Source organism: Sphingobacterium sp. BIGb0165, from assembly GCF_024810095.1.
GTDB lineage: Bacteria > Bacteroidota > Bacteroidia > Sphingobacteriales > Sphingobacteriaceae > Sphingobacterium > Sphingobacterium detergens.
Map to the genome: position 1 here is coordinate 49,635 of NZ_JANUEB010000013.1, position 20,360 is coordinate 69,994.

Genomic DNA, 20,360 nt, shown 5'->3' on the forward strand with positions numbered 1-20,360 from the left:
ATGAACGAAAAAAATAGATAAAGATGAAAAATATACTCTTTGTACTCATTGTCTTGCTGGGCCTGCAGGCCTGCAAAAAAGACACGTTTAATTACCAAACCTATGCAGCGGAAGTCGGAGATATCGATTCCATCTACTTTTCGACAGGAAGCACATCGCTGATCGCCGATGGCAAAGCGACATTGCAATTTGTGCTGGAGGCCTATCGTAAAGTGCAGATCAAGGATGCGGGGGGACAGCCAAGGGATACGATGATGTATGTGGACTACGCTAAGCTCCCGAAAGCTGAAGTCAAGATTTTTGCGGATGGACAGCTGGTCGAAGGAATGGAATATCAGGTAAAAGATCTTTCGAAGAACACACGAGAATTTTATGCGCAGATCGGTGGGCTGAAATCTAAGGTTAAATCAGTACAGATTAAAGCGCCAAAGCCTTTGGGAGCAAAACGCTACATTGATGTGGTATTCCATGTGTTTGAGCTGAGTACGACGGACCCTGGCTATGATGCCCTGACCTATCAAGATATTCAGCAAAAACAATTGGAGTCGGCTATAGCCTATGCGAATGCAGTATTTAACAATGTGTATGGTAAAGATCCAAATGGCGGGCAGGCAAATTTTGAATTCCGTCTGGCGAAGAAAAATCCGGCAGGGATGGCTTTAGCACTACCTGGTTACAATAAGATCCTGTATGATGCAAGTTGGAAAGCTTCCCCCACAGCGCAGTTTTTACCCACAAATTTTACGGCGAAAATCAATGCGACTGCTGCCTACCAATGGAACAAGGATAAATTTTTGAATATCTATATCTATCCAACAGTAGCAAATACCAGTATTGGAAATAACCGTGCGGCTTATCAACTCGTACCTGCAGGACAGCAGGCAATCGAGGGGATTGCCAATATCGTTAACTCGGAAGCCGAAATCCCGACAACTGATTTTTATACAATCTACGGTCTGGGGATTCAGCGGTCAATTTTCTTTCCGGAGTCGAGTCTAAAAATAGAAATCGCTCCTCATCTGGGTATATATTATGGTCTGTATGCAACGAATTCAATAACCTTGCCTGTCAATGACTTTGTGGCGGATACGAAGAAATATTTTACGGGGAATACGCAGACGGCAAACCAATCTTCAGGTCTCCTGAGGACAGGCTTAGATGGTGAAAAGTTTCTGGCAAACAACGCTATGGATGATGTCCGCTTTGCTTCGCTACGGAATAGCTTCACCCAGGGACAGATAGAGCGGATGCGTTTGGTCATGGAACGTTGTCCCGTACGGAAAGCATGGCAATCAGAGTAGCTTAATAATAAATTTTAGATAGATGAAGAAAATAATTTTTAGTGTTTTAGGGCTTTTGATCGCGCAGCTGGCCATCGGTCAGATTAAGGTCAAGGTCATTGGGAAGGTAACTGGTGATACGGAAGGGCATAACAAGGTATACCTGTACAATCGTATGGCGAAAGATTCGGCAGAAATAAAAAATGGCCACTTCGAAATCAATTTTGAAGATAAAAAAGTCGGATCCCGAGCGATTTCCATTGAATATGATCATGCCAAACGTCGTATGTATACACCGCTAGTCTTGTTTTACGATCAATCGGGTACAATCAACGTGGAATTTGATATAGTGAAAGGCTTGTCGTCCGGTAAAGTGAGCGGTCTTGCCTCAGCAACTTCTTTTTACCAATACACTGAAGCTAAAATCAAGGTATTTCGGGAATCCATGCGTCTGACGCAGGAAAAATATGGTGCAGATGCCATGAAGACCGGAAATGCACAATTTGAAACCGCAAAAGCGTATAAAGAACAGCTTTTTGTGCACTTGAATGATTCTTTGCTGAATGTATTTGTGAAACCAAATGCATCGGTTTCGCCTGTCTTTATACAGTCGCAGGAAACGACATTACCACTCGAACGATTGGAATATTATTACAATAAATTATCGGATAAGGTCAAAAAAAGCGAAGAATCGCAGACCTTACACGCCAAGATCCAAGGGCAGAAAAATGCGTATATAGGTGCTACGGTCAAGAACTTCGAACTGCCTGATGCCCTTGGAAAATTACGCAGCTTTAATGAGTTTAAGGGGAAATACATCCTGTTGGATTTTTGGGCTTCCTGGTGTTCCCCATGTCGGGCCTCGTTCCCAAGGATCCGTGAGGTCTATAGCAAGATCAAGGATAAGGATTTTATTGTGATCAATATTTCGATCGATCAAAATAAGGACGCCTGGTTAAAAGCTGTAAAGGAGGAGTCCAATCCCTGGCCACAGTTATACGACGACCGCAAGGTTTCCTACTCCCTATTTAATGTCAATGCAGTGCCGACTTCTTATCTGATCGACCCCTCAGGCAAAATCATTATGAAGGAAATCGGTTTTGAGCCCAAAGGTGGTGGCGCTATGGAGAAAAAATTAGAAGAATTATTCAAGGTTAAATTTTAAACATATAATTAGATACAACATGAAAAAAGTGGTATTAGGTATAGTCGCTGGACTATTGATGACTACAGCATTAATTGCGCAAACGCGAGATTACATTACCGTACGGGGAACAGTGAAATTTCCACCAGATAAAGAGAGTCAGGAGAAATTTCCTTTTGTATTGAAAGACAAAGCCATGAAGGATGCAGAGGTTTTTCAGAAAATTCAATTAAAGGCAGATAATACCTATGAAATAAAAGTACCGGCAAAAACACCTCGTTTTTACAGCCTGGATGTTTTTGGTTGGGATAGAATCACCTTTTGGGCCGGTAATGATGATTTAAAAATTGATTTTAGAGGCTTGGATACCGCTAAAATCAAAATCAAAAATCCGCCTTATGTTTTTATTGAATCCGAAGGTAAAGACAATCAGTTGATCAATATGCTGAACTGGGAAAATTATCAAAACTATCAGAATACCATTGCTATTGGTAAAAGACAGTACATGGCTATGCAGAGCAAGGATACGGCAATGACTAAATCGTTGACGGATATGATGATGGAACAATATGATAATATGGCTACCCGCGCTAAATGGTACGTTAAGAACTATAAAAATGAACCGCAGGTGGTCTATGCTTTGGGCTATGTCAGTCCCAGACGTGATCAGGAATTTATCCTGAGCTATGTCAATCCCCTGATTGAAAAATACCCTTGGTTACAGGAAGCAAAGGAAGTGAAGGAAAATATCAACAAGGCTCTTGCTGCTGTGAAGAAAACAGAGGATGGCGCTAAATTTATCAATATCACACAGGCAGATGCCGCAGGAAAGAATGTCAACTTATACGACTACCTGAAAGGTAAGAAATATGTATTGGTCGATTTCTGGGCTTCCTGGTGTGGTCCTTGCCGGGCTGAGAACCCACATGTATTGAAAGCATACAATGCTTTTAAGGCAAAAGGTTTTGATGTCTTTGCCGTATCATTGGACGATAAGAAGGATAACTGGTTGAAAGCGGTAAAAGATGATAAAATGCCTTGGGCGCAAGTATCGGATCTGAAAGGCTGGAAAAATGAAGCCGCTCAGTATTACAATATCACAGCAATTCCTTCTAACTTCTTGTTAGACAGTGATGGTAAAGTGGTAGCTCGAAATCTTCGTGGTGCAGATCTTGAAAAAGAATTGGCCAAACTTTTAAACAAATAACCGATGAAACGTATTCTTTTCATGCTTGTTTTGCTGGTATCGGTTGCGATGCAAGGTAAGGCGCAAATGGCCACAGCAGCTGTTGTAAGCTGGGATATAGACCGACGGATCGAGGTTCCCGTAGCACGGGACTCGGTCTGGTCGTTGCTGAAGAATAACGGCTTGGTTGCCGTTCTTTCCAATGGATATGTGAAGTCCATGGTTAACAAGGGTACTGAATTGCCTATTGCGCGGGAGGTGACATTTAAGGACGGTTCCAAGCGCGATGAATTGCTGAACCAATTGGAGGAGCAGCATCGTTTTTTGGTGTATACGATTGAAAAAGATGCGCTGCCGACGGGCTTGAAAGCGGTTCAGGTAGCGATATTTACCAAAGAAAAAGGGGATGATAGCACTGAAATTAACTGGATGGTAAAACTGGATGGTGATAGCGGAGCGAAAAAGAAGTACATCGAAACCTTAAATGCGGAGATTGAACAGTATGCAACTGGGTTTAGGAACTACCTAACATCCAAGCCGAAAGTGATTCAGGCGGTACGTATGCAATAAAAGCTTCATGGATTTCACGATTTTTCCATAGGCTTGGTTGAAAAACCGGAGGAACGATTGTTCCTCCGGTTTTTTTGCTTTTTGAATCAGACGTTTCATGTCACTTGACATAAATCCTGTTTAATTTGATGTAAGCTCTTTTTTTGCGGGTTGACCTTTAAGAACGATTTTTGCGGCTCGCTTTCCGTTGTTTTCCTTTGCTTCGGAGCTGATGGTACTAGTAGAACGCACGTTTACATTCGTTATGGTATTTGGTTCCGCTGACCTAATTTCCGTTGCCTTTGCCGATCCAGATGTGGCAGTTCCTGTTTTTACTATCGATACAGTTTTGGGATCATTGACTTGAACATTGTTTGCTTTTACCGATGTGACAGTGCTCACATTTGCAGTTGCACGCATAGTTACATGTTTAGGTTCTTGAAATTTTACGTTTCCGTTCGTGTTTCCATTTGTATTGGCATTCCCGTTTCCGCTTGAATTTCCATTTCCGTTTACATTAACCCGTTTAGGCTCCTGAATTTGTACATTTTCCAAAGTCACTTCTTCGATTTTAGGTGGCGCAGGATCCAATTTTACCTCTTTAGGTACTGGAGGTTTACTTCCAGTTGTTTTCTTACTGCTTCCATCTGTCTTTTTGGGCTCTGGAAAGCGTACTGTTTTTTCTTTTGGAGCAGCAGGGCTTTTCTTGGGTTCTGGAAAGCGTACTGTTTCTTCTTTTGGAGCAGCATTTTTCTTGGGTTCCATTGCGGGAGCATCTGCTCTTCTGGGCGGATTAGGCTGTTCAGATACAGCTTTTGGAGCACCCGGTTTTTTGGACGCAGGCGGAGTCATCGCCGGTTTCGCTGGTTCAGTTTTTTCTGTTTTGGCCGGGGTTGTCTTCTGCGCTTCGACATGAGTCGAAAACAACAGACTAATTGCTGTTGTCAGCAATAGGGTAAGCGCTGGCATCAGCAGGAGCTTACCACTGTTTGTTCTTTTCTGTAACATAATTAATCGTTTTTTTGTTGTTAAAAAATTAAAATTACTGGCCGGTAATGCGTTTATATCGGGGGAGGACATGCTCCACTGGATAATCAGATGTTGGTAACTGGCGCGTTCATAAACCTGTACTACAGCATCGTCTGCCAGGTACTCGTGGTTTTGTCGAACGGCTCTGTCGATTAGGTAAACCATTGGGTTGAACCATAGTATAACGCGCATGAACTGCATGACGATCACATCTATGGAATGGCGCTGGTCTACATGCGCCTGTTCGTGGGCGATAATCGAAGCCTCAATCTCTCCTTGTAAATAGGCTCCACGGGGAACATAGATCCGCCTGAAAAATGAGAAGGGAGTTTTGAGGCCATGAATGCTATAAATTGAAGGATTGTCAGTCGCTGCGGCACGATCGATGTAAGTCGAGAACTTTTTATAGCTCAATAAATACTTAATCAGAAGTACAATCGCGATCAGTAGATAGGCAAGGAAAATAGCCGTGTTGGTTGATATCAACGGTTCCTGCGGGACGGCTGCAGGGGCTGTGATGACAAGCTCCATGTTCTCAGGAACGACTTCCGGTTGAACTCTATTAAAATGAAAAAAATCAGGAATAAAAGACGGTAAAGCAGTTTGCAGCAATGGTGCAAAAAGAGCGATTGGTATAATAGCGAGCAAATAAAACCGGTTAAATACCAATAGCTTATGCTGTTGTAGAAGAAAAATGTATACGAGATACAGTAAGCCTGAACAGGCGATCAATTTTCCCAAATAGATAATCATGTCGCTTTGTTTTTAATTTCTGAATCAATTATTTTTTTCAGTTCTTCCAATTGCTCCTTGTTCAACTGCGATTGTTTTGTGAAAAAAGAAGCAAATTTTAAAGCTGAATTATCAAAATACGTTTCAACAATATCATTGACGTGTGCGAGATAATAACTGTCCTTATCGAATAGGGGATAATACTCACGTGAATTGCCATATAATACATACGATATAGCTCCTTTTTCGGTCATCCGTTTTAATAATGTCGCAATCGTCGTCGGAGCGGGTTTGGGTTCAGGATAGGCTTCCATAAGATCTTTCATAAAGGCCTTTTTCATGTCCCAGATGTACCCCATCAATTGTTCTTCAGTCGCTGATAATTTATTCATACTACAAATATAGAATCTATTCTACATTATGTAGAATGTAGAGTGTTAAAATTTGTTATTTATGTATATTTAATTGATTTCTAGTCTTTTATTTTTATTTTATTGCTTGTGATAAACAATTTTTGTTACAAGAAAAAGAGAATGGCAACTGCTAAAATAATGAGCCTATCGGATACTGGGGGGTAACTTTATCTGGAATGCTAGTGGAAAATGAAGTGAGACTGCATATCGAACCTGGAATACGAAATGCCTTATATCAGGGGTTTCTTTTTTGGATTGGTATTAAAATATTCTTTTTTAAACTGGAACATCTGTGCCATTTTTTGTGCGCGCCATTTGGCTTCGTCAGCCTTTTCACCTGTATATAACCGATCGACGGTCGCTTCAAACAGCAGGAGCCATTGATCGAAATGTTTTGCCTCAATGGGAAGGGGGATGTGGGGTGGAAATGGACTGCCAAAGTAGGTATGTTCATCCAGCAGGATCGTCTGCCAGAAGCGATACATTTTTTCCAGGTGTACGCCCCAATTGTCCTGGATACGTTCCTGAAAAATAGGGCCTAGGAGATTGTCCTGACGAACGGTGTTGTAAAACTGATCGACTAATATTTTTATGTCCGCGATGGTTTGAATGTCCTGTTTCATGGGTTTAATGCCTGCTTTTGTGAAACGGATACCTCATCTGTAGCTGTTGCACGGTGTATGAATAAGATAAATTTAGCGAGAATATAGGAGAATTGAATCAGGTAGATGTAAAGATGCATGTTAAAAATATTGGATTTTTCTTTTATTGTCAGTAATTTGAATAGATATTTAGGGAAAATACATGGGAAAATACACTTTTTTTGTCCTGCTGCTGCTGGGATGTTACACCGCGCAGGCACAAATCACCGATATTACAGTCAACAAAGAAAATTTTGAATCTTCGGGTTTTCCATTTAAAGGCAAGCGTGTGCTGCAGGTGGAGCATATTCAGACCGAAAAGGAAGATAATTATATCATTTTTTCAAAAGAGGAACGCGGAGCAGATCCGGATAAACTATATGCACAGCAATTTCAGCGAAAAGATGGTATGTGGGTGCCTATTGTGGAGGAAACTATCGTTGAAGATGGTATTATTACTTCGGTGTGGGAATCCAGAAAAGCCTTCTTTGATGCTGACAAAGATGGGAAACTGGATGCGGTGTTTATCTATTCCAGGCATCCAAAGGATCACGTCGAAAAGCAGCTGAGCTGTATTGCTTTGGTTTTATATAAGGGACAATTTTATCGTCTGCGTGCAGAGGCGGAGGATGGATATGCTAAGACTTCCTATTCAGACAATTATGCTTCTTTGCCTACCGAGGTAAAAGAGAATGTGGAACGCTATTGGGAAAATCTGGACAAAAGATAATAGATTGTAATACTGAATACAAAGACAAAAGGGCCATTCAATTTTGGAATGGCCCTTTTGTCTTTGATTATGCTCGGATCGCTACAGTCCTGTTTGGAATATTGAATACATAGGCTTTTTTTTCTGAATTGCCTGTTTTTATTGATTCGTATTTTTCATTAAGGCATCAATGAACTCGTTACGCTCGGTTTATTGACCAGAAAGAGCTTCAGTCAATTTTCATTGCTATTGGTGCTTTCCCTTTCGTATTTTACTGAACGGAAGCCAATAACTGTTTTTCCTCTTCTTCTTGCGTTTTACCAATGACATATCGTGTGATGTTTTGGTGTTTGATCTCATCAATTGTATGGATCAGATCTTTCGTCCTTGCTTCTTTGCTCGGTTTGATCAGTACGATCATATCCTTGCTGTTGGGCAGGGTACTGATCTTTGCTTTCAACTGTGTGAGCACTTGCGGTAATGTTTTCTCTATATCGCTTGGTTTTTCAGAAAAGGCAATGGGCTTCTTGAAGTCGCCATGATACCACATAAATTTTCCATCCCCAAGGATCAATGTCGCTGTCCGGTTTTCGTCAATGAGCACTGGTGGTGTCGCCTCACCTTTTGTTTTGTCTGGCATGGCAATATCCATTGCTGCAGGTTTGTTTAAGGTTGTGGTCAGCATGAAGAAGGTGATCAAAAGAAAAGCAAGGTCTACCATCGCTGTCAGATCTACCTTTGGAGCCATTTTCCGGCTTCTAATTTTTTTCTTTCCGCTTTCTTGTGTTTTTTGGTTTAATTCTGCCATGATGCTTTGTCTTTAGGTTATAACTCTTGTTCATACACATTGATATGATGCCCCGACGAGAACTATTCCATATTTTTTTTTGACAAGGGGAGCCGTTTTTTTTTGAATTTTTTCAGAGGGTTCAATTGCAATAGGTTAAAGAATTATCTAGTAGAAGATGATAGACCAAGATTTGCTGGTGCTAAAAATAGTGTTGTGGTGATACTAACTTCTAAGGTTGAGAACTTGTCTTCTCTGGTAGTGACTATCGCAAAAAGGTGAAGCAGTGATAAAGTGGTCGTGGCGGTTGTATAATATAGGTCGTCAGTTAGGGGAGATTGTTGGGGAACGTATTTTCGTTGCGGGAAATGAAATAAAAAAGATTAGTAACTTGCCAATAAAAAATATGGAGCAGGATAAAGGACTTGTCTATACAGATATCGTATCACCGGTAGGGAGCATAAGGCTTGTGGCGACCATGCGCGGTCTTACTGCTGTATTGTGGGAAGGTGAAGACTATACCCGTACAAAGTTATCTAAACCGGATAGAGATGACCATGCACCAATACTTTTACTCGCTCAACAACAGCTTTTGGAGTATTTTGACCGCAAGCGTACTGTTTTTGACCTACCGCTGGATATGCAGGGAACTCCCTTTCAGCTTAAGGTGTGGGAAGCTTTGCTCACTATTCCTTATGGCCGAACAAAAACCTATGGAGATCTGGCACGCCAGCTTGGCGATATCAAAGCTGTACGTGCAGTCGGTGGTGCATTGAACAAGAATCCGATATCCATTATTGTACCTTGTCATCGGGTCATCGGTGGAACCGGTAAACTCGTTGGTTTTGCAGGTGGCCTGAAAAATAAATCTATTCTTATTGATCTGGAAATGAAAGATCGGACTCCGACGCTTTTTGATTAAAAATAAATCTCTTGCTGTTCTGGTAATTTGATCAGGGCTCTCGCTTTTATGCCATAAAAGATAGTCTTAGAGCGATGCAATGGCTTTATAGTACCGCTTAAAAATAAGCCAGTTACTAAGGATGCTTATCAATAGTGATGGAATAATCAGATAAATGAGGTCGATATCAATGGTAGACAGTAACACTCCATTGTTTTTATCTTCTGAAAATAGCCAGATATAGTCTGCTAAATAAGCTGTCAATATAGCAATTAGATAGGCTTCAAACCATTTTTTCTTTAAGAAGGAATTGATAAGAGCAAGCATGATAGAAATTGGTATTAAGATAAAGAATGGTATCTGTTCCAACCAGCCAATTAATCCGCCAATAGCACCACCAAGAACCGTATAAAAAGCCTCATAGTCATTTTTTAATATTCTTAAAACGATTAAATAGATGGAATAATACACTAGAATATGTAAGAGCCAAATAAGCAGAAAGAGTCTAGGTTTATGTAAATGCTTCATTTAAATTCCTTAAGTTATTAATCTATTTAGCCTACAACCAGCCTTCCTTTATCGCCTTGGCTATCAGATCCACTGGTGTTTTTACGCCAGCTTTAGCAAGAATATTTTTCCTGTGCGTGTTTACCGTGTGGAGACTGACACACAGCTCATCGGCAATTGTTTTGCTCATCTTGCCCTCGAGGATACATTTTAAAATTTCTCGCTCTCGCTTTGTAAACATATCATAGGATTTTGTGAACGCTTGATCGAGTTGAATATTAAAAAAAGAAGGTTCGTCATCAAGTCCAATAAGTGAGAAACAGGGTTTTCCTTCTTGTTTTATATGCGATATGTCGGTATGCAGAGAAAGTGTCCGGTAGAAGTTATTTTCATCATAATCTATCTGAATAGCTTGATGCAGGATCCTGATGTAATGCCCATCTTTTCTTTTGAACCTGAAATCATATTGGACTTTATAGCTTTTTACTTTTTCATAAGGTAAACTCTTAAAAAACTCTACGACTTTATATTCAAAGTTGAGAAAATAGGGTTTGTCATCAGGATGGATACGTTCCATGAGGAATGGAATAGAAAGCTCATCTGGTTTATAGCCGATCAGGTTTTGGCATTCTTCGCTGATGACCTCGACATCCCCTGTATACATGTTGAAAACTAAATAATAGAAATTTCCTGCTTGAAATATATTTAACAAACGTTTATGAAATTCGATCTGTTGTTGTAAGTGGGAGGTATCTGCTGTTTTCTCAATGTCTACAACTGTCTTCCAGAATTTCTTTGCTGTAAGGTAATATTTGGATTTAGGTGACTCCATAAAAGTTAATCGGTTAATACCGTAAATCTACAAAAAAGTACCTGGATATCTGAAAGAAAGAACTCAGGTTTTTTATCGAAAAATCTTCTAATTGTTAACCTGAGAGACGGTAGGGGAAGATGATAAAGTTCGAACCCCGACCAACCCTTTTGGTTCAAATCCGAATACAACGAAAAAAGCCTTTCATTTCTGAAAGGCTTGTTCTGCGGAGAGTGAGGGATTCGAACCCCCGAACCTGTGACAGTTAACGGTTTTCAAGACCGCCGCATTCGACCACTCTGCCAACTCTCCGCGACAAAAGTAGAAATTCTGAACAGATTTACAAAACTTATTTTACATTTTTCTTCGTTTAATGTGCCATTTGGACGATTTATGCCAAAAATGTTCCTGGATATCAGGTTTTTATTGAATGATTTTTTTTAAGAATTACAAATAGCTCAGATGGCAAAATCAGTCTTTTATTCGATCACGCGGAATCAATTGTGAAAAAAGAGACTGCTGAAAATCGTGGTGGTTCAGGGATAGTCCTCCCAATAATAGAATCGGGTATGCTAATAATCAGGCGAAATATCATCCTGGGCAAAAATATACCAGATTATGACTAAGTGTAAATTTCTATCAACTTGTCTGTAAAATAAAAGATCCCTCATCTTTCGATGAAGGATCTTTCTGCGGAGAGTGAGGGATAATAATATGATCCCGATGGGGGAGGCTTCACCATAAAATAAAGCCATTCACTCCGTTCATTTTTTCGTCGTTTATACACTTTTTATCAAACATTGTTTGCAAAAGTCTATAAACGACAAAACCCGACTATCGTCGGGCTTTATTTTTGGTGGCGGAGAGTGAGGGATTCGAACCCCCGAACCTGTGACAGTTAACGGTTTTCAAGACCGCCGCATTCGACCACTCTGCCAACTCTCCGCGACAAAAGTAGAAATTCTGAATAGATTTGCAAAACTTATTTTTGCAGCAATGTCTTATGGTTTGAAAATGAGCTAGATTATTTTCAAAATGCTATGCTGGGATAATCTCGTGGCAGTGTTTTTTGATATTGGCAGCTATTTTATCTATCGGTAGATCATCCTGATCTATACCAAAAGGCTCCTCAATGGATTCGCCGATCAATTCAAGCGAAGCTAATACGTAGAGGATAAACGGAACGGCAACGACAACAAAATATCCGATCGAAAAAACATAACCTACAGGAAGTGTCATCGTATAGAAGATAATAAACTTCTTGATAAACGCGCTATAAGCTAATGGAATTGGCGTATTTTTTATTCGTTCACAGGCACCACATACATTGGTCATGGACACAATCTCCTCATTGAGTATAATCAACTGTTCTCCACTGACAATTCCTTCTTTGTAAAGATCGTTTATCTTCTGAAAAATCATATTGGAAACCTGATTTGGACCATGCTTCTTGCTGTCCAACGCCCTAAGTTCGGGATGCTCGTTTTCATCGAGCATAAACTTGGTGTAGTCGGATCGCAAAAAATCATATAGGGTCTCTGCAAACAAGGGTATAGTTTTTCGGAAGAAACTGCGATTGACCTTGTCATCCGCATCGAGCATGGCGTTGAGCTTATAGGCAAAGGCCCGGCTGACATTGGTCAATGTGCCCCATTGTTTGCGTGCCTCCCACCAACGGTCATAGGCTGAGTTGGTTCTAAATACCAGCAATAGGGAGATTACAAAACCCAGCAGGTTATGGACGATGGTAATGTTTTTAACCCAGCTTCTTTCATTTAATTTGAGATATTCCATTTCGAGGTAGGCTATAGCCCAAGAGTAGACAGCTATTAAGATAAGAAACGGTAATAGCTTTATAAACGTGTCTGATTTATGCAGTTTGAAAGTTGCTGACAGCCAATCTTTAGGGTTGTATACGATCATATACAAAAATATAAATTGTTACGAAAACTTTGCGAGTTAATTGTGATTGCCGTAACTTCATCATCGTATGGCGCAACAGCAATCAAAAAGAACAAAAGGGAGTGGGAAGAAACAGCAACCTCGCGAAACCAAATGGATATGGATGATCGTGGGGATGTTTATGTTTTTCTTATTTCTTGTTGCATGGCACTATAAAGCCGGAATAATGTATTACTTCCGTGTGGCAACATCCAAAAATAAATCCTTAACAAAGGAAGCTAAGTATGATATCCGTAATATCGAAATCATGAGTAAGCATGATGACAAGGTGTTTGGTATTGACGTTTCGACCTATCAGGAAGATATCGACTGGCAGAAAGTGAACACGATAAACGATCAATTTCCCATTGACTTTGTATTTATCCGGGCGACGATGGGGGAGAAGGGTATCGATGATAAATTTAGCCGCAACTGGTCCAAAATACGTAACCGAGCTATATTACGGGGTGCATACCATTATTTTCGGCCAAATGAAAATTCGGTCAAACAGGCCAAAAATTTTATCCGTAAGGTTGAGCTCCATCCAGGAGATCTTCCCCCCGTACTCGATATTGAGGAGCATCCAAAACAGCAATCCATGGATAGCCTGAAAGTGGGATTGAAACGTTGGCTCGACGAGGTGGAAGCGCATTATAAAGTCAAACCTATCCTATACTCCGGAGATAAATTCTATAGTGATTTTTTAGAAAAGGAATTCGCAAACTATACCCTCTGGATCGCGAACTATAATTTTTGGATCGAAAATCCAAAAGAGCATTGGGCATTTTGGCAATTTTCAGAAAAAGGCTCGGTGACCGGTATCCGTGGAAATGTCGATTTAAATATCTACAATGGTAAAATAACGGAATTGGAAAAATTACTTATCCCCTTTAAATAGCAAATAAGATGAACAGAATTTTAGTAGCCGCATTGATAGGGGCTGTCTTTATATGTCCTGGTGCTCTGCCAGCTAATGCAAAATCAGATCTACAGCAAAAAGAATCACATTATACCATAGCTGATTTACCATTACTTGCCTTGAAGCAATTTAGAAAACTGCGTAAACAGCATGATGTGGTGGTGTTGGATACTCGGTCAGGTGATGATTTCTTAAAGGGTTTCATTCCAGGATCGATCAATGTAGGTTTTAAGGGGCCATTTGATACTTTCTTGAAACAGGTTGTACCTGATAAAAACCAAAAGCTCTTAATTGTTGCTGAGGAGCAAGACCGTACTGCGGTGGCTGCACGTCTAGCGCAATTGGGCTATAGGGGAGCAATCGGTATATTGGACGGAGGGATAGACCGCTGGAAGGAACGAGAACCTATCGATTCTGTTATAAATCTGAGTGCTGGGGAATTTGGAGAAAGATCAGATCCAGGTCATATTGTGGATGTACGGACAGTGAAAGAATTTGATAAGGGACATATTGACAATGCAATGAACATTCCCTTGACGGATTTCATTAATTTTGGTAACACGCTAGAAAAAGATAATAAGCCACTTTATGTGCATTGTCAATCGGGTTATCGCAGTGCGGTTGCCGTCTCTATTTTGCGTGCCAAAGGATTTAAAAATGTGTGCAATATTCAGGGTGGATATAAGGCATTGAAAGATGAAATAAAGGAGAATTAATAATGGCAACTTTTGACCAGATTATTCAATCAAATTCGCTGGTTTTAGTGGATTTTTTTGCGACGTGGTGCGGTCCATGCCAGACGATGGCGCCGGTGTTACAGGATGTAAAGGAATTTTATCAGGAGGATCTATCGATTATAAAAATAGATGTGGATAAGAATCCAAAAATTGCTTCCATTTATAAAGTAAGTGGAGTACCTACTTTTATATTATTTAAAAATGGTCAACAGCTGTGGCGCCAGAGTGGGGTGATCCCAAAGATGGAATTGCATAAGCTAATCGACCAGGCGAAATAAATCGGTGGGTAAAAAAATAAGGCGTTCAATCAAATTGAACGCCTTATTTTTTTAATGATTCTCTGGTTTTGATAGGTAGTGTTATATAGCACTAAATATTAAAACTCATCATCATCGTCGAAGTCATCCAATCCTTCAATTTCAGGAATTTCGAAATCATCGTTTTCGAAATCATCATCGTCGTCATCGGGTCCATTGAAAGACGCGAATTTTACTTCTTCAAGATCTTCGTTAGCTAATATTGCCGTGTTCATAAAATAATACTTTATTGTTGCTTATTCAATGTTGTAAAATTAGAGAAGAAAACTATTTTTTAAAACTTTTTTTAAAAAAAATATAGCCCTTTATTTTTCTGCTAATCAATATGTTGAATTGTTTTTTAAAAATAAAAATTTATTTTATTTTATTTACTCATTTGTTTCGCCAATTGCATTGTCTTCCGTAACGATATCTTTTAGCTGCGGAAGATCACGAACACCATTGATTCCGAAATGATCCATAAACTGTTGGCTGGTCGCGTACAACAATGGCTTGCCTATTGTATCGGCTTTTCCAGCTATTTTGATCAGTTTCTTTTCCAGTAGTCTTTGGATAGAATAATCACAGCTGACACCTCTGATCTGCTCAACTTCCAGTTTGGTAATCGGCTGTCTGTATGCGATAATGGCAAGTGTTTCCAGAGCCGATTGACTGAGCTTGCGTTTGTTGTTGTGATTTTGTAATTGCTGTATCGCCTCGTGATAGACCGCTTTGGTCAGAAACTGATATGAATTATTGATATACCGCAACTCCAATACCTGATCTTCATCCTGATATTTGTCTTCAATCTTTTTGATCAATTCACGCAACTCTTCTTTCGATACTTCAATAGCCAAGGCTTCCTGTAGAATCTGTTTGATATCGGCAAGATCTATTCCTTCTGCAGAAGCAAAAATAATTGCTTCAATATTTCTAATGACGTCTTTCAATGTAGGGTATTAATAGTTAATGACTTGTTCGACCATGTGCGCAGGCAGTTCTCTGAAATCATATTTTTGCGTTCTCAATTGCGGTTCAAACCCCGCTTCCAGAATCGCTTCCTGTATTGACTTAGAGGTGAACCGATGGGGAGCACCTGCTGCCGAAACGACATTTTCCTCGATCATAATGGATCCAAAATCGTTGGCACCAGCATGCAAGCATAACTGGGCGGTGCGTTTTCCAACTGTAAGCCATGATGCCTGGATATTTTTGATATTCGGTAACATGATTCGGCTCAAAGCGATCATACGGATATACTCTTCACTTGTAACATCATTGGTAATGCCACGGAGTCTTTTTAATAATGTGCCATCATCTTGGAAAGGCCAAGGTATAAAGGCTATAAAACCATAAGAATCGTCAGGTTTTTCATCTTGCACTTCTCTGATCCATACCAGATGTTCAAAACGCTCTTCAATAGTTTCAATATGCCCAAACATCATGGTAGCGGAACTAGGCAGATTGATTTTGTGCGCTGCGCGCATCACATCGAGCCATTCCTTACCACCACATTTTCCTTTGGATATCAAACGTCTCACACGATCATTGAGAATTTCGGCTCCGGCTCCCGGTAAAGAATCAAGACCTGCTTCTTTCAATTGAGTCAACACGTCGATATGGCTCATGTTTTCCAGTTTAGAAATATGGGCGATTTCCGGTGGACCGAGTGAATGGAGTTTCAGTGTAGGGTAAAGTTCCTTTAACTGTCTATATAGATTTTTGTAGAATTCAATACCTAAATCCGGATGGTGCCCTCCCTGTAGCAAAAGTTGGTCGCCACCGAATTTAAATGTTTCTTCGATCTTTTGTTTGTAACTCTCGATATCGGTGATGTAACTGTCTTCATGACCGGGACGACGAAAGAAATTGCAGAACTTGCAGTTTGCAATACAGACATTGGTCGTATTGACATTCCTGTCGATCTGCCAGGTTACCTTGCCATGTGGTACTTGTATCTTGCGCAATTCATTGGCTACGAAAGTCAAATCAGCTGTAGGTGCATTTTGATATAAAAAAACACCCTCTTCCTTGGAAAGGAACTCAAATCGGAGCGCCCGTTCTAATAAACTACTTACATTCATCAAAACAAATATAAGTACCTTTTAGCGGATTTAAATGTATTTGGCGAATATTTGACATTCCGACTTGATATTGAGCGGGAAGCAGATAAACTAAATTTTCTCAACGTTCTTTTGTAACAGAAATATGGATGTTTGACTTAGTGTATTAACTACAATAACTTGATTTATAGTGTATTGTGATTTAAATTAAGAATTTTCTTTTTTTTATATTTTTTATTCTTTACATTTATTTAACAGATTTTAACATTTCTGTAAATAACCAAACTGAAATTGAAAATGATAACCAAAGTGGCTCATAATCAGTGATAATGCATATTGTCTCTGTTGGAGTCGAACGACCAAAACTTAAATAAACCATTACCAAGCTAAACAAACAGATAAATAAACATAAATTTTTTAAACCACCTATTTAAAATTATGATGAAAAAAACGGACAAAAATTGCTGTTTTGATCTCATATTGGGCCAAAAGTTCAATAAGAGGTTCTTGCTGATGAGTTCTCTACTCATCGCAGGCGGAATGACTGCTCAGATATCTGCCAAAGGAGCTGTTGCTCATGGTCGAGTTGAAGTCGTTTCGTTGGTGAAAACTAATGGGTTACAGGAAATACCCATTAAGGGTGTGGTAAAAGATGCCACTACAGGCCAGGCGATTATCGGTGTATCGGTTAAAATCAAAGGAACAAGCAAGGGAACATCAACAGATGCGGATGGTGCATTTACGATCCAGGGAAAAGTCGGTGATGTATTGGTCGTGAGTTACATCGGTTACTCAAGCGCTGAAGTCACCGTCACTGGAAAAGCGGATCTGACAATTTCGTTGAATTCTGCTGAAGGTGCATTGGAAGAAGTCGTAGTAACAGGTTATTCGACGCAACGTAAGAAAGATCTGACGGGATCTGTCGCTGTCGTCAATACAGACCAATTGAAAACCACGCCAGCGGCGAGTGCTGTCGAGTCCTTGCAAGGCCGTGCAACTGGGGTTCAAGTTGTAACAGATGGTGCTCCAGGGGCAACACCTGCAATTAAGATTCGTGGTTTCAGTACGATTAATAATAATGAACCATTATATGTTATCGATGGTGTTCCGTACGAAGGAAAACTGAGCTGGTTAAACCAGAATGATATTGAGTCTATGCAGGTCTTAAAAGATGCATCGGCGGCGTCTATTTACGGTTCTCGTGCGAATAATGGTGTTATTATTATAACGACAAAATCAGGTAAATCAGGAAAGCCACAAATTAGTCTAGACACCTATTATGGTGTACAGGTACCTAATAGAGGCCGTTTTCCGAAGATGTTGAACCCTCAGGAAGTATACAAGATAAACGGTAATAAGGGAGATCTTCCAGATTATCTGCTTTATGGTTCACTTTCTGGAAGCGATATTGATCCCAAGAATGTGGATATGTCCAAGTATAACTACGCGGACAATAAAGAAGAATTTTTTCAAATTACCAAAGCAAATAAGGCGGGAACAGATTGGTTCAAGGAATTGTCGCAAAATGCGCCTACGCAATCTTATCAATTGAGTGCAGTAGGAGGAGGTGAAAATGCTTCATATGCTGTATCAGGGGGATATCTGGGACAGAAAGGAACTGTTATACATACTGGTTTTGAGCGGTTTAATGTGCGTTCAAATACTAATTTTTCTGCTTTCAATAAAAAATTGCGCTTTGGTGAAAATATGCAATATAGTATGACCAAAGGACATGGAATAGGTGTAAATACAAATACTGCAGGTGATTATATCGGCGAGGGAAGTGCGATTGGTTTTGCTTATCGTATTAAAAATATCATTCCTGTATATGACGAGGGTGGAAATTTCGCTGGGTCGAAAGGTGGATGGGGAAATGGTGAAAATCCCGTAGCTATTGCTTATCGCGCAAAAGATGATGTGAATAGATCGAACCTGTTTTTTGGTAATGCTTTTGGCGAATACGATATTTTGAAGGGATTGACATTCAGGACAAGTTTTGGTATTAAATATGAAAATTATTATGGTGTTGATTACACCTATCCGAATCTTGAATTTCAGGAGGGAAGTGCCAATAATGGGATAGCAGAAACAGCGGGGTATAATACGGAATGGACCTGGACAAATACCTTAAATTATAAAGCGAATTTTAACGATGTTCATAATTTAAATATCCTATTAGGAACAGAGGCGATTGACAATTCGCATCGGCAGGTTAAAGGGGCTGGGAATGATTACTTTATTACGAATAACTTAGATTATTTTTATGTAACTTCTGGGGGTAAGAGATCAGGTGAGAGTGAAGGAAACTATGGTTCGTTGTTTTCGATGTTTGGAAAGGTGGATTATTCCTACAAAGATCGTTATATATTAAGTGCCACAGTGAGAAGAGATGGTTCTTCAAATTTCGGGCCGAATAACAAATATGGTGTATTTCCAGGAGCTAGTGCGGCGTGGCGTTTGTCACAGGAGGACTTTATGAAAAATATCTCTTGGTTGAATGATTTGAAAATTAGGGCGGGTTACGGAATTACCGGAAATCAACGTATTCCAGGTTACCAATATTTAAAGAGATTTCAACTATCACAAAACTCGTCCTCCTATCCAATTGGTGGAAATCTTGTTAGCGGGATGTGGATCAGCGATTATCAAAATGAAAATGTGAAATGGGAACAGGTTAAATCGCTCAATCTGGGACTGGACTTCTCTATTCTTGAAGGTAAGATAGACGGAACATTTGACTGGTATAATAAGAAAACCACCGATATGTTGTTTGCTTTGCCTCTACCTGCAACAGCGGTTGGAAGGGGTAACTCTCCTTATTTAAATGTGGGGGATATGCAAAATAAAGGGGTAGAGTTGTCGCTTAACTATCACCATAAGCAACATGATCCGAATAAATTCGATTTCGACTTAGGGGTTAACTTCTCGAAAAACGACAATAAAATTCTTTCACTCGCTCCGGGAGTCGAACAGGTTGTATATGGTGCGTTTCGGAGTATGGAAACATCAATTATGAAAGCGGGGAGTCCTTTTGGTGCATTTTATGGATTTAAGGTCGTAGGAATTTATCAAAATACAGGCGAGTTGACTCAGTACGCTTCTTATGATTTGGCTCGTGTGGGAGGTTTCCGCTTCGAGGATATCAATAATGATGGTAAAATAGACGAAGGTGATAAAACGATTATTGGTAGTCCACATCCAGATTTTACCTATGCAATTAATTTTAATGCACGTTACCAAAATTTTGATATGATGATGTATTTCTACGGATCAAAAGGTAATGAAAATTATGAAGCAACTCGTTATTTTACTGATTTTGGTGTTTTTGATGGGCAAAAAAGTACTCGGCTCCAGGATATGTGGAGTACCGAAAACACATTAGGTGCTGTACCATCGATAACCAAAGATAAAGTGTCTCCTAATGAATACGCTTCATCAACTTATTATATCCAAGATGCGAGCTTTTTCAAAATGAAAAATTTCCAGATCGGATATAACTTTCAGACTGATAAAATATTTGGGTCAAATACAGGTGTGAAGAGACTTCGTGCTTATCTAGGGGTGACCAATTTGTTTACAATTACAAAATATAAAGGATTAGATCCCGAGGTTACTGCGACACCATCCAAATACCCTGCACTTGGCGTTGATTTTGGAGTGTATCCACAGTCAAGACAATACATGTTGGGAGTAAGTGTAGGATTTTAGTTTAATG

Annotated in this window: 20 protein-coding genes and 2 tRNA genes; 10 read left to right on the plus strand and 12 right to left on the minus strand. The window is 39.8% G+C overall.

The features are described from left to right. Nucleotides 1–23 precede the first annotated feature (23 nt). The 4 genes from M2408_RS25660 to M2408_RS25675 are packed head-to-tail and all read left to right on the plus strand — an operon-like array spanning nucleotide 24 to nucleotide 4,180. On the plus strand, nucleotides 24–1,301 hold the full coding sequence (locus tag M2408_RS25660) for a M43 family zinc metalloprotease (protein WP_259187428.1): 1,278 nt from the start codon (nucleotides 24–26) through the stop codon (nucleotides 1,299–1,301). Nucleotides 1,302–1,323: 22 nt separating this feature from the next. Beyond that, complete coding sequence (locus tag M2408_RS25665) at nucleotides 1,324–2,445, plus strand: TlpA disulfide reductase family protein (RefSeq protein WP_259187429.1); 1,122 nt, start codon at nucleotides 1,324–1,326, stop codon at nucleotides 2,443–2,445. A 19-nt stretch (nucleotides 2,446–2,464) separates the two neighbouring features. Next, on the plus strand, nucleotides 2,465–3,631 hold the full coding sequence (locus M2408_RS25670) for a TlpA disulfide reductase family protein (RefSeq protein ID WP_259187430.1): 1,167 nt from the start codon (nucleotides 2,465–2,467) through the stop codon (nucleotides 3,629–3,631). Between the two features lie 3 nt (nucleotides 3,632–3,634). Continuing rightward, nucleotides 3,635–4,180 (plus strand): hypothetical protein, encoded by a 546-nt coding sequence (locus M2408_RS25675; protein ID WP_259187431.1) that lies wholly within the window; start codon nucleotides 3,635–3,637, stop codon nucleotides 4,178–4,180. Nucleotides 4,181–4,300: 120 nt separating this feature from the next. Here M2408_RS25675 and M2408_RS25680 read toward each other — a convergent pair whose 3' ends face one another. From M2408_RS25680 to M2408_RS25690, 3 genes are all read right to left on the minus strand, one after another. Beyond that, entirely contained in the window at nucleotides 4,301–5,941 is a 1,641-nt protein-coding gene (locus M2408_RS25680; RefSeq protein WP_259187432.1) for a M56 family metallopeptidase, read from the minus strand. Continuing rightward, complete coding sequence (locus tag M2408_RS25685) at nucleotides 5,938–6,312, minus strand: BlaI/MecI/CopY family transcriptional regulator (RefSeq protein ID WP_259187433.1); 375 nt, start codon at nucleotides 6,310–6,312, stop codon at nucleotides 5,938–5,940. Before M2408_RS25685 ends, M2408_RS25680 begins: the two co-directional genes overlap by 4 nt. Before the next feature lie 251 nt (nucleotides 6,313–6,563). Further along, on the minus strand, nucleotides 6,564–6,956 hold the full coding sequence (locus M2408_RS25690) for a group III truncated hemoglobin (protein ID WP_259187434.1): 393 nt from the start codon (nucleotides 6,954–6,956) through the stop codon (nucleotides 6,564–6,566). Nucleotides 6,957–7,137: 181 nt separating this feature from the next. Between M2408_RS25690 and M2408_RS25695 the strand changes: the two genes are divergently transcribed. Continuing rightward, complete coding sequence (locus M2408_RS25695; RefSeq protein WP_259187435.1) at nucleotides 7,138–7,704, plus strand: hypothetical protein; 567 nt, start codon at nucleotides 7,138–7,140, stop codon at nucleotides 7,702–7,704. Between the two features lie 250 nt (nucleotides 7,705–7,954). On the opposite strand, the gene M2408_RS25700 is transcribed toward M2408_RS25695, so the two are convergent. Next, a complete protein-coding gene (locus tag M2408_RS25700) occupies nucleotides 7,955–8,491 on the minus strand; it encodes a biopolymer transporter ExbD (protein ID WP_259187436.1) in 537 nt (178 codons plus the stop codon). 265 nt (nucleotides 8,492–8,756) lie between these two features. On the opposite strand from M2408_RS25700, the gene M2408_RS25705 reads away from it, so the two are divergent. Then, a complete protein-coding gene (locus M2408_RS25705; protein ID WP_259187437.1) occupies nucleotides 8,757–9,392 on the plus strand; it encodes a methylated-DNA--[protein]-cysteine S-methyltransferase in 636 nt (211 codons plus the stop codon). A gap of 66 nt (nucleotides 9,393–9,458) precedes the next feature. Here M2408_RS25705 and M2408_RS25710 read toward each other — a convergent pair whose 3' ends face one another. The 5 genes from M2408_RS25710 to M2408_RS25730 form a co-directional block, all read right to left on the minus strand. Beyond that, nucleotides 9,459–9,899: a hypothetical protein gene (locus M2408_RS25710; protein ID WP_259187438.1), complete on the minus strand. Its 441-nt coding sequence runs from the start codon at nucleotides 9,897–9,899 to the stop codon at nucleotides 9,459–9,461. 31 nt (nucleotides 9,900–9,930) lie between these two features. Then, complete coding sequence (locus M2408_RS25715) at nucleotides 9,931–10,710, minus strand: LuxR C-terminal-related transcriptional regulator (protein WP_259187439.1); 780 nt, start codon at nucleotides 10,708–10,710, stop codon at nucleotides 9,931–9,933. A gap of 206 nt (nucleotides 10,711–10,916) precedes the next feature. Then, nucleotides 10,917–11,001, minus strand: a tRNA-Ser gene (locus M2408_RS25720). Between the two features lie 545 nt (nucleotides 11,002–11,546). Further along, nucleotides 11,547–11,634: transfer RNA gene (locus tag M2408_RS25725), tRNA-Ser, on the minus strand. Between the two features lie 93 nt (nucleotides 11,635–11,727). Further along, nucleotides 11,728–12,612: a bestrophin family protein gene (locus M2408_RS25730; RefSeq protein ID WP_259187440.1), complete on the minus strand. Its 885-nt coding sequence runs from the start codon at nucleotides 12,610–12,612 to the stop codon at nucleotides 11,728–11,730. A 67-nt stretch (nucleotides 12,613–12,679) separates the two neighbouring features. On the opposite strand from M2408_RS25730, the gene M2408_RS25735 reads away from it, so the two are divergent. The 3 genes from M2408_RS25735 to trxA are packed head-to-tail and all read left to right on the plus strand — an operon-like array spanning nucleotide 12,680 to nucleotide 14,564. Next, nucleotides 12,680–13,528 (plus strand): glycoside hydrolase family 25 protein, encoded by an 849-nt coding sequence (locus tag M2408_RS25735; RefSeq protein ID WP_259187441.1) that lies wholly within the window; start codon nucleotides 12,680–12,682, stop codon nucleotides 13,526–13,528. An 8-nt stretch (nucleotides 13,529–13,536) separates the two neighbouring features. Continuing rightward, on the plus strand, nucleotides 13,537–14,265 hold the full coding sequence (locus M2408_RS25740; RefSeq protein WP_259187442.1) for a rhodanese-like domain-containing protein: 729 nt from the start codon (nucleotides 13,537–13,539) through the stop codon (nucleotides 14,263–14,265). A gap of 2 nt (nucleotides 14,266–14,267) precedes the next feature. Further along, nucleotides 14,268–14,564 carry a thioredoxin gene (gene trxA, locus M2408_RS25745; protein WP_259187443.1) on the plus strand — a complete coding sequence of 99 codons (297 nt, stop codon included), beginning with the start codon at nucleotides 14,268–14,270 and terminating at the stop codon, nucleotides 14,562–14,564. Between the two features lie 98 nt (nucleotides 14,565–14,662). Here the strand turns inward: trxA and M2408_RS25750 are convergent, their stop codons facing one another. The 3 genes from M2408_RS25750 to mqnC form a co-directional block, all read right to left on the minus strand. Then, a complete protein-coding gene (locus tag M2408_RS25750) occupies nucleotides 14,663–14,818 on the minus strand; it encodes a hypothetical protein (protein ID WP_167457266.1) in 156 nt (51 codons plus the stop codon). 153 nt (nucleotides 14,819–14,971) lie between these two features. After that, nucleotides 14,972–15,532, minus strand: coding sequence for an SMC-Scp complex subunit ScpB (gene scpB, locus M2408_RS25755; RefSeq protein WP_120259394.1), 561 nt, complete (start codon nucleotides 15,530–15,532; stop codon nucleotides 14,972–14,974). A 9-nt stretch (nucleotides 15,533–15,541) separates the two neighbouring features. Then, on the minus strand, nucleotides 15,542–16,666 hold the full coding sequence (gene mqnC / locus M2408_RS25760; protein ID WP_259187446.1) for a cyclic dehypoxanthinyl futalosine synthase: 1,125 nt from the start codon (nucleotides 16,664–16,666) through the stop codon (nucleotides 15,542–15,544). A gap of 417 nt (nucleotides 16,667–17,083) precedes the next feature. Here mqnC and M2408_RS25765 point away from each other — a divergent pair, with 417 nt between their 5' ends. Next, nucleotides 17,084–20,353, plus strand: a complete 3,270-nt coding sequence (locus tag M2408_RS25765; RefSeq protein WP_259187449.1) for a TonB-dependent receptor — start codon at nucleotides 17,084–17,086, stop codon at nucleotides 20,351–20,353. Nucleotides 20,354–20,360 lie beyond the last annotated feature (7 nt).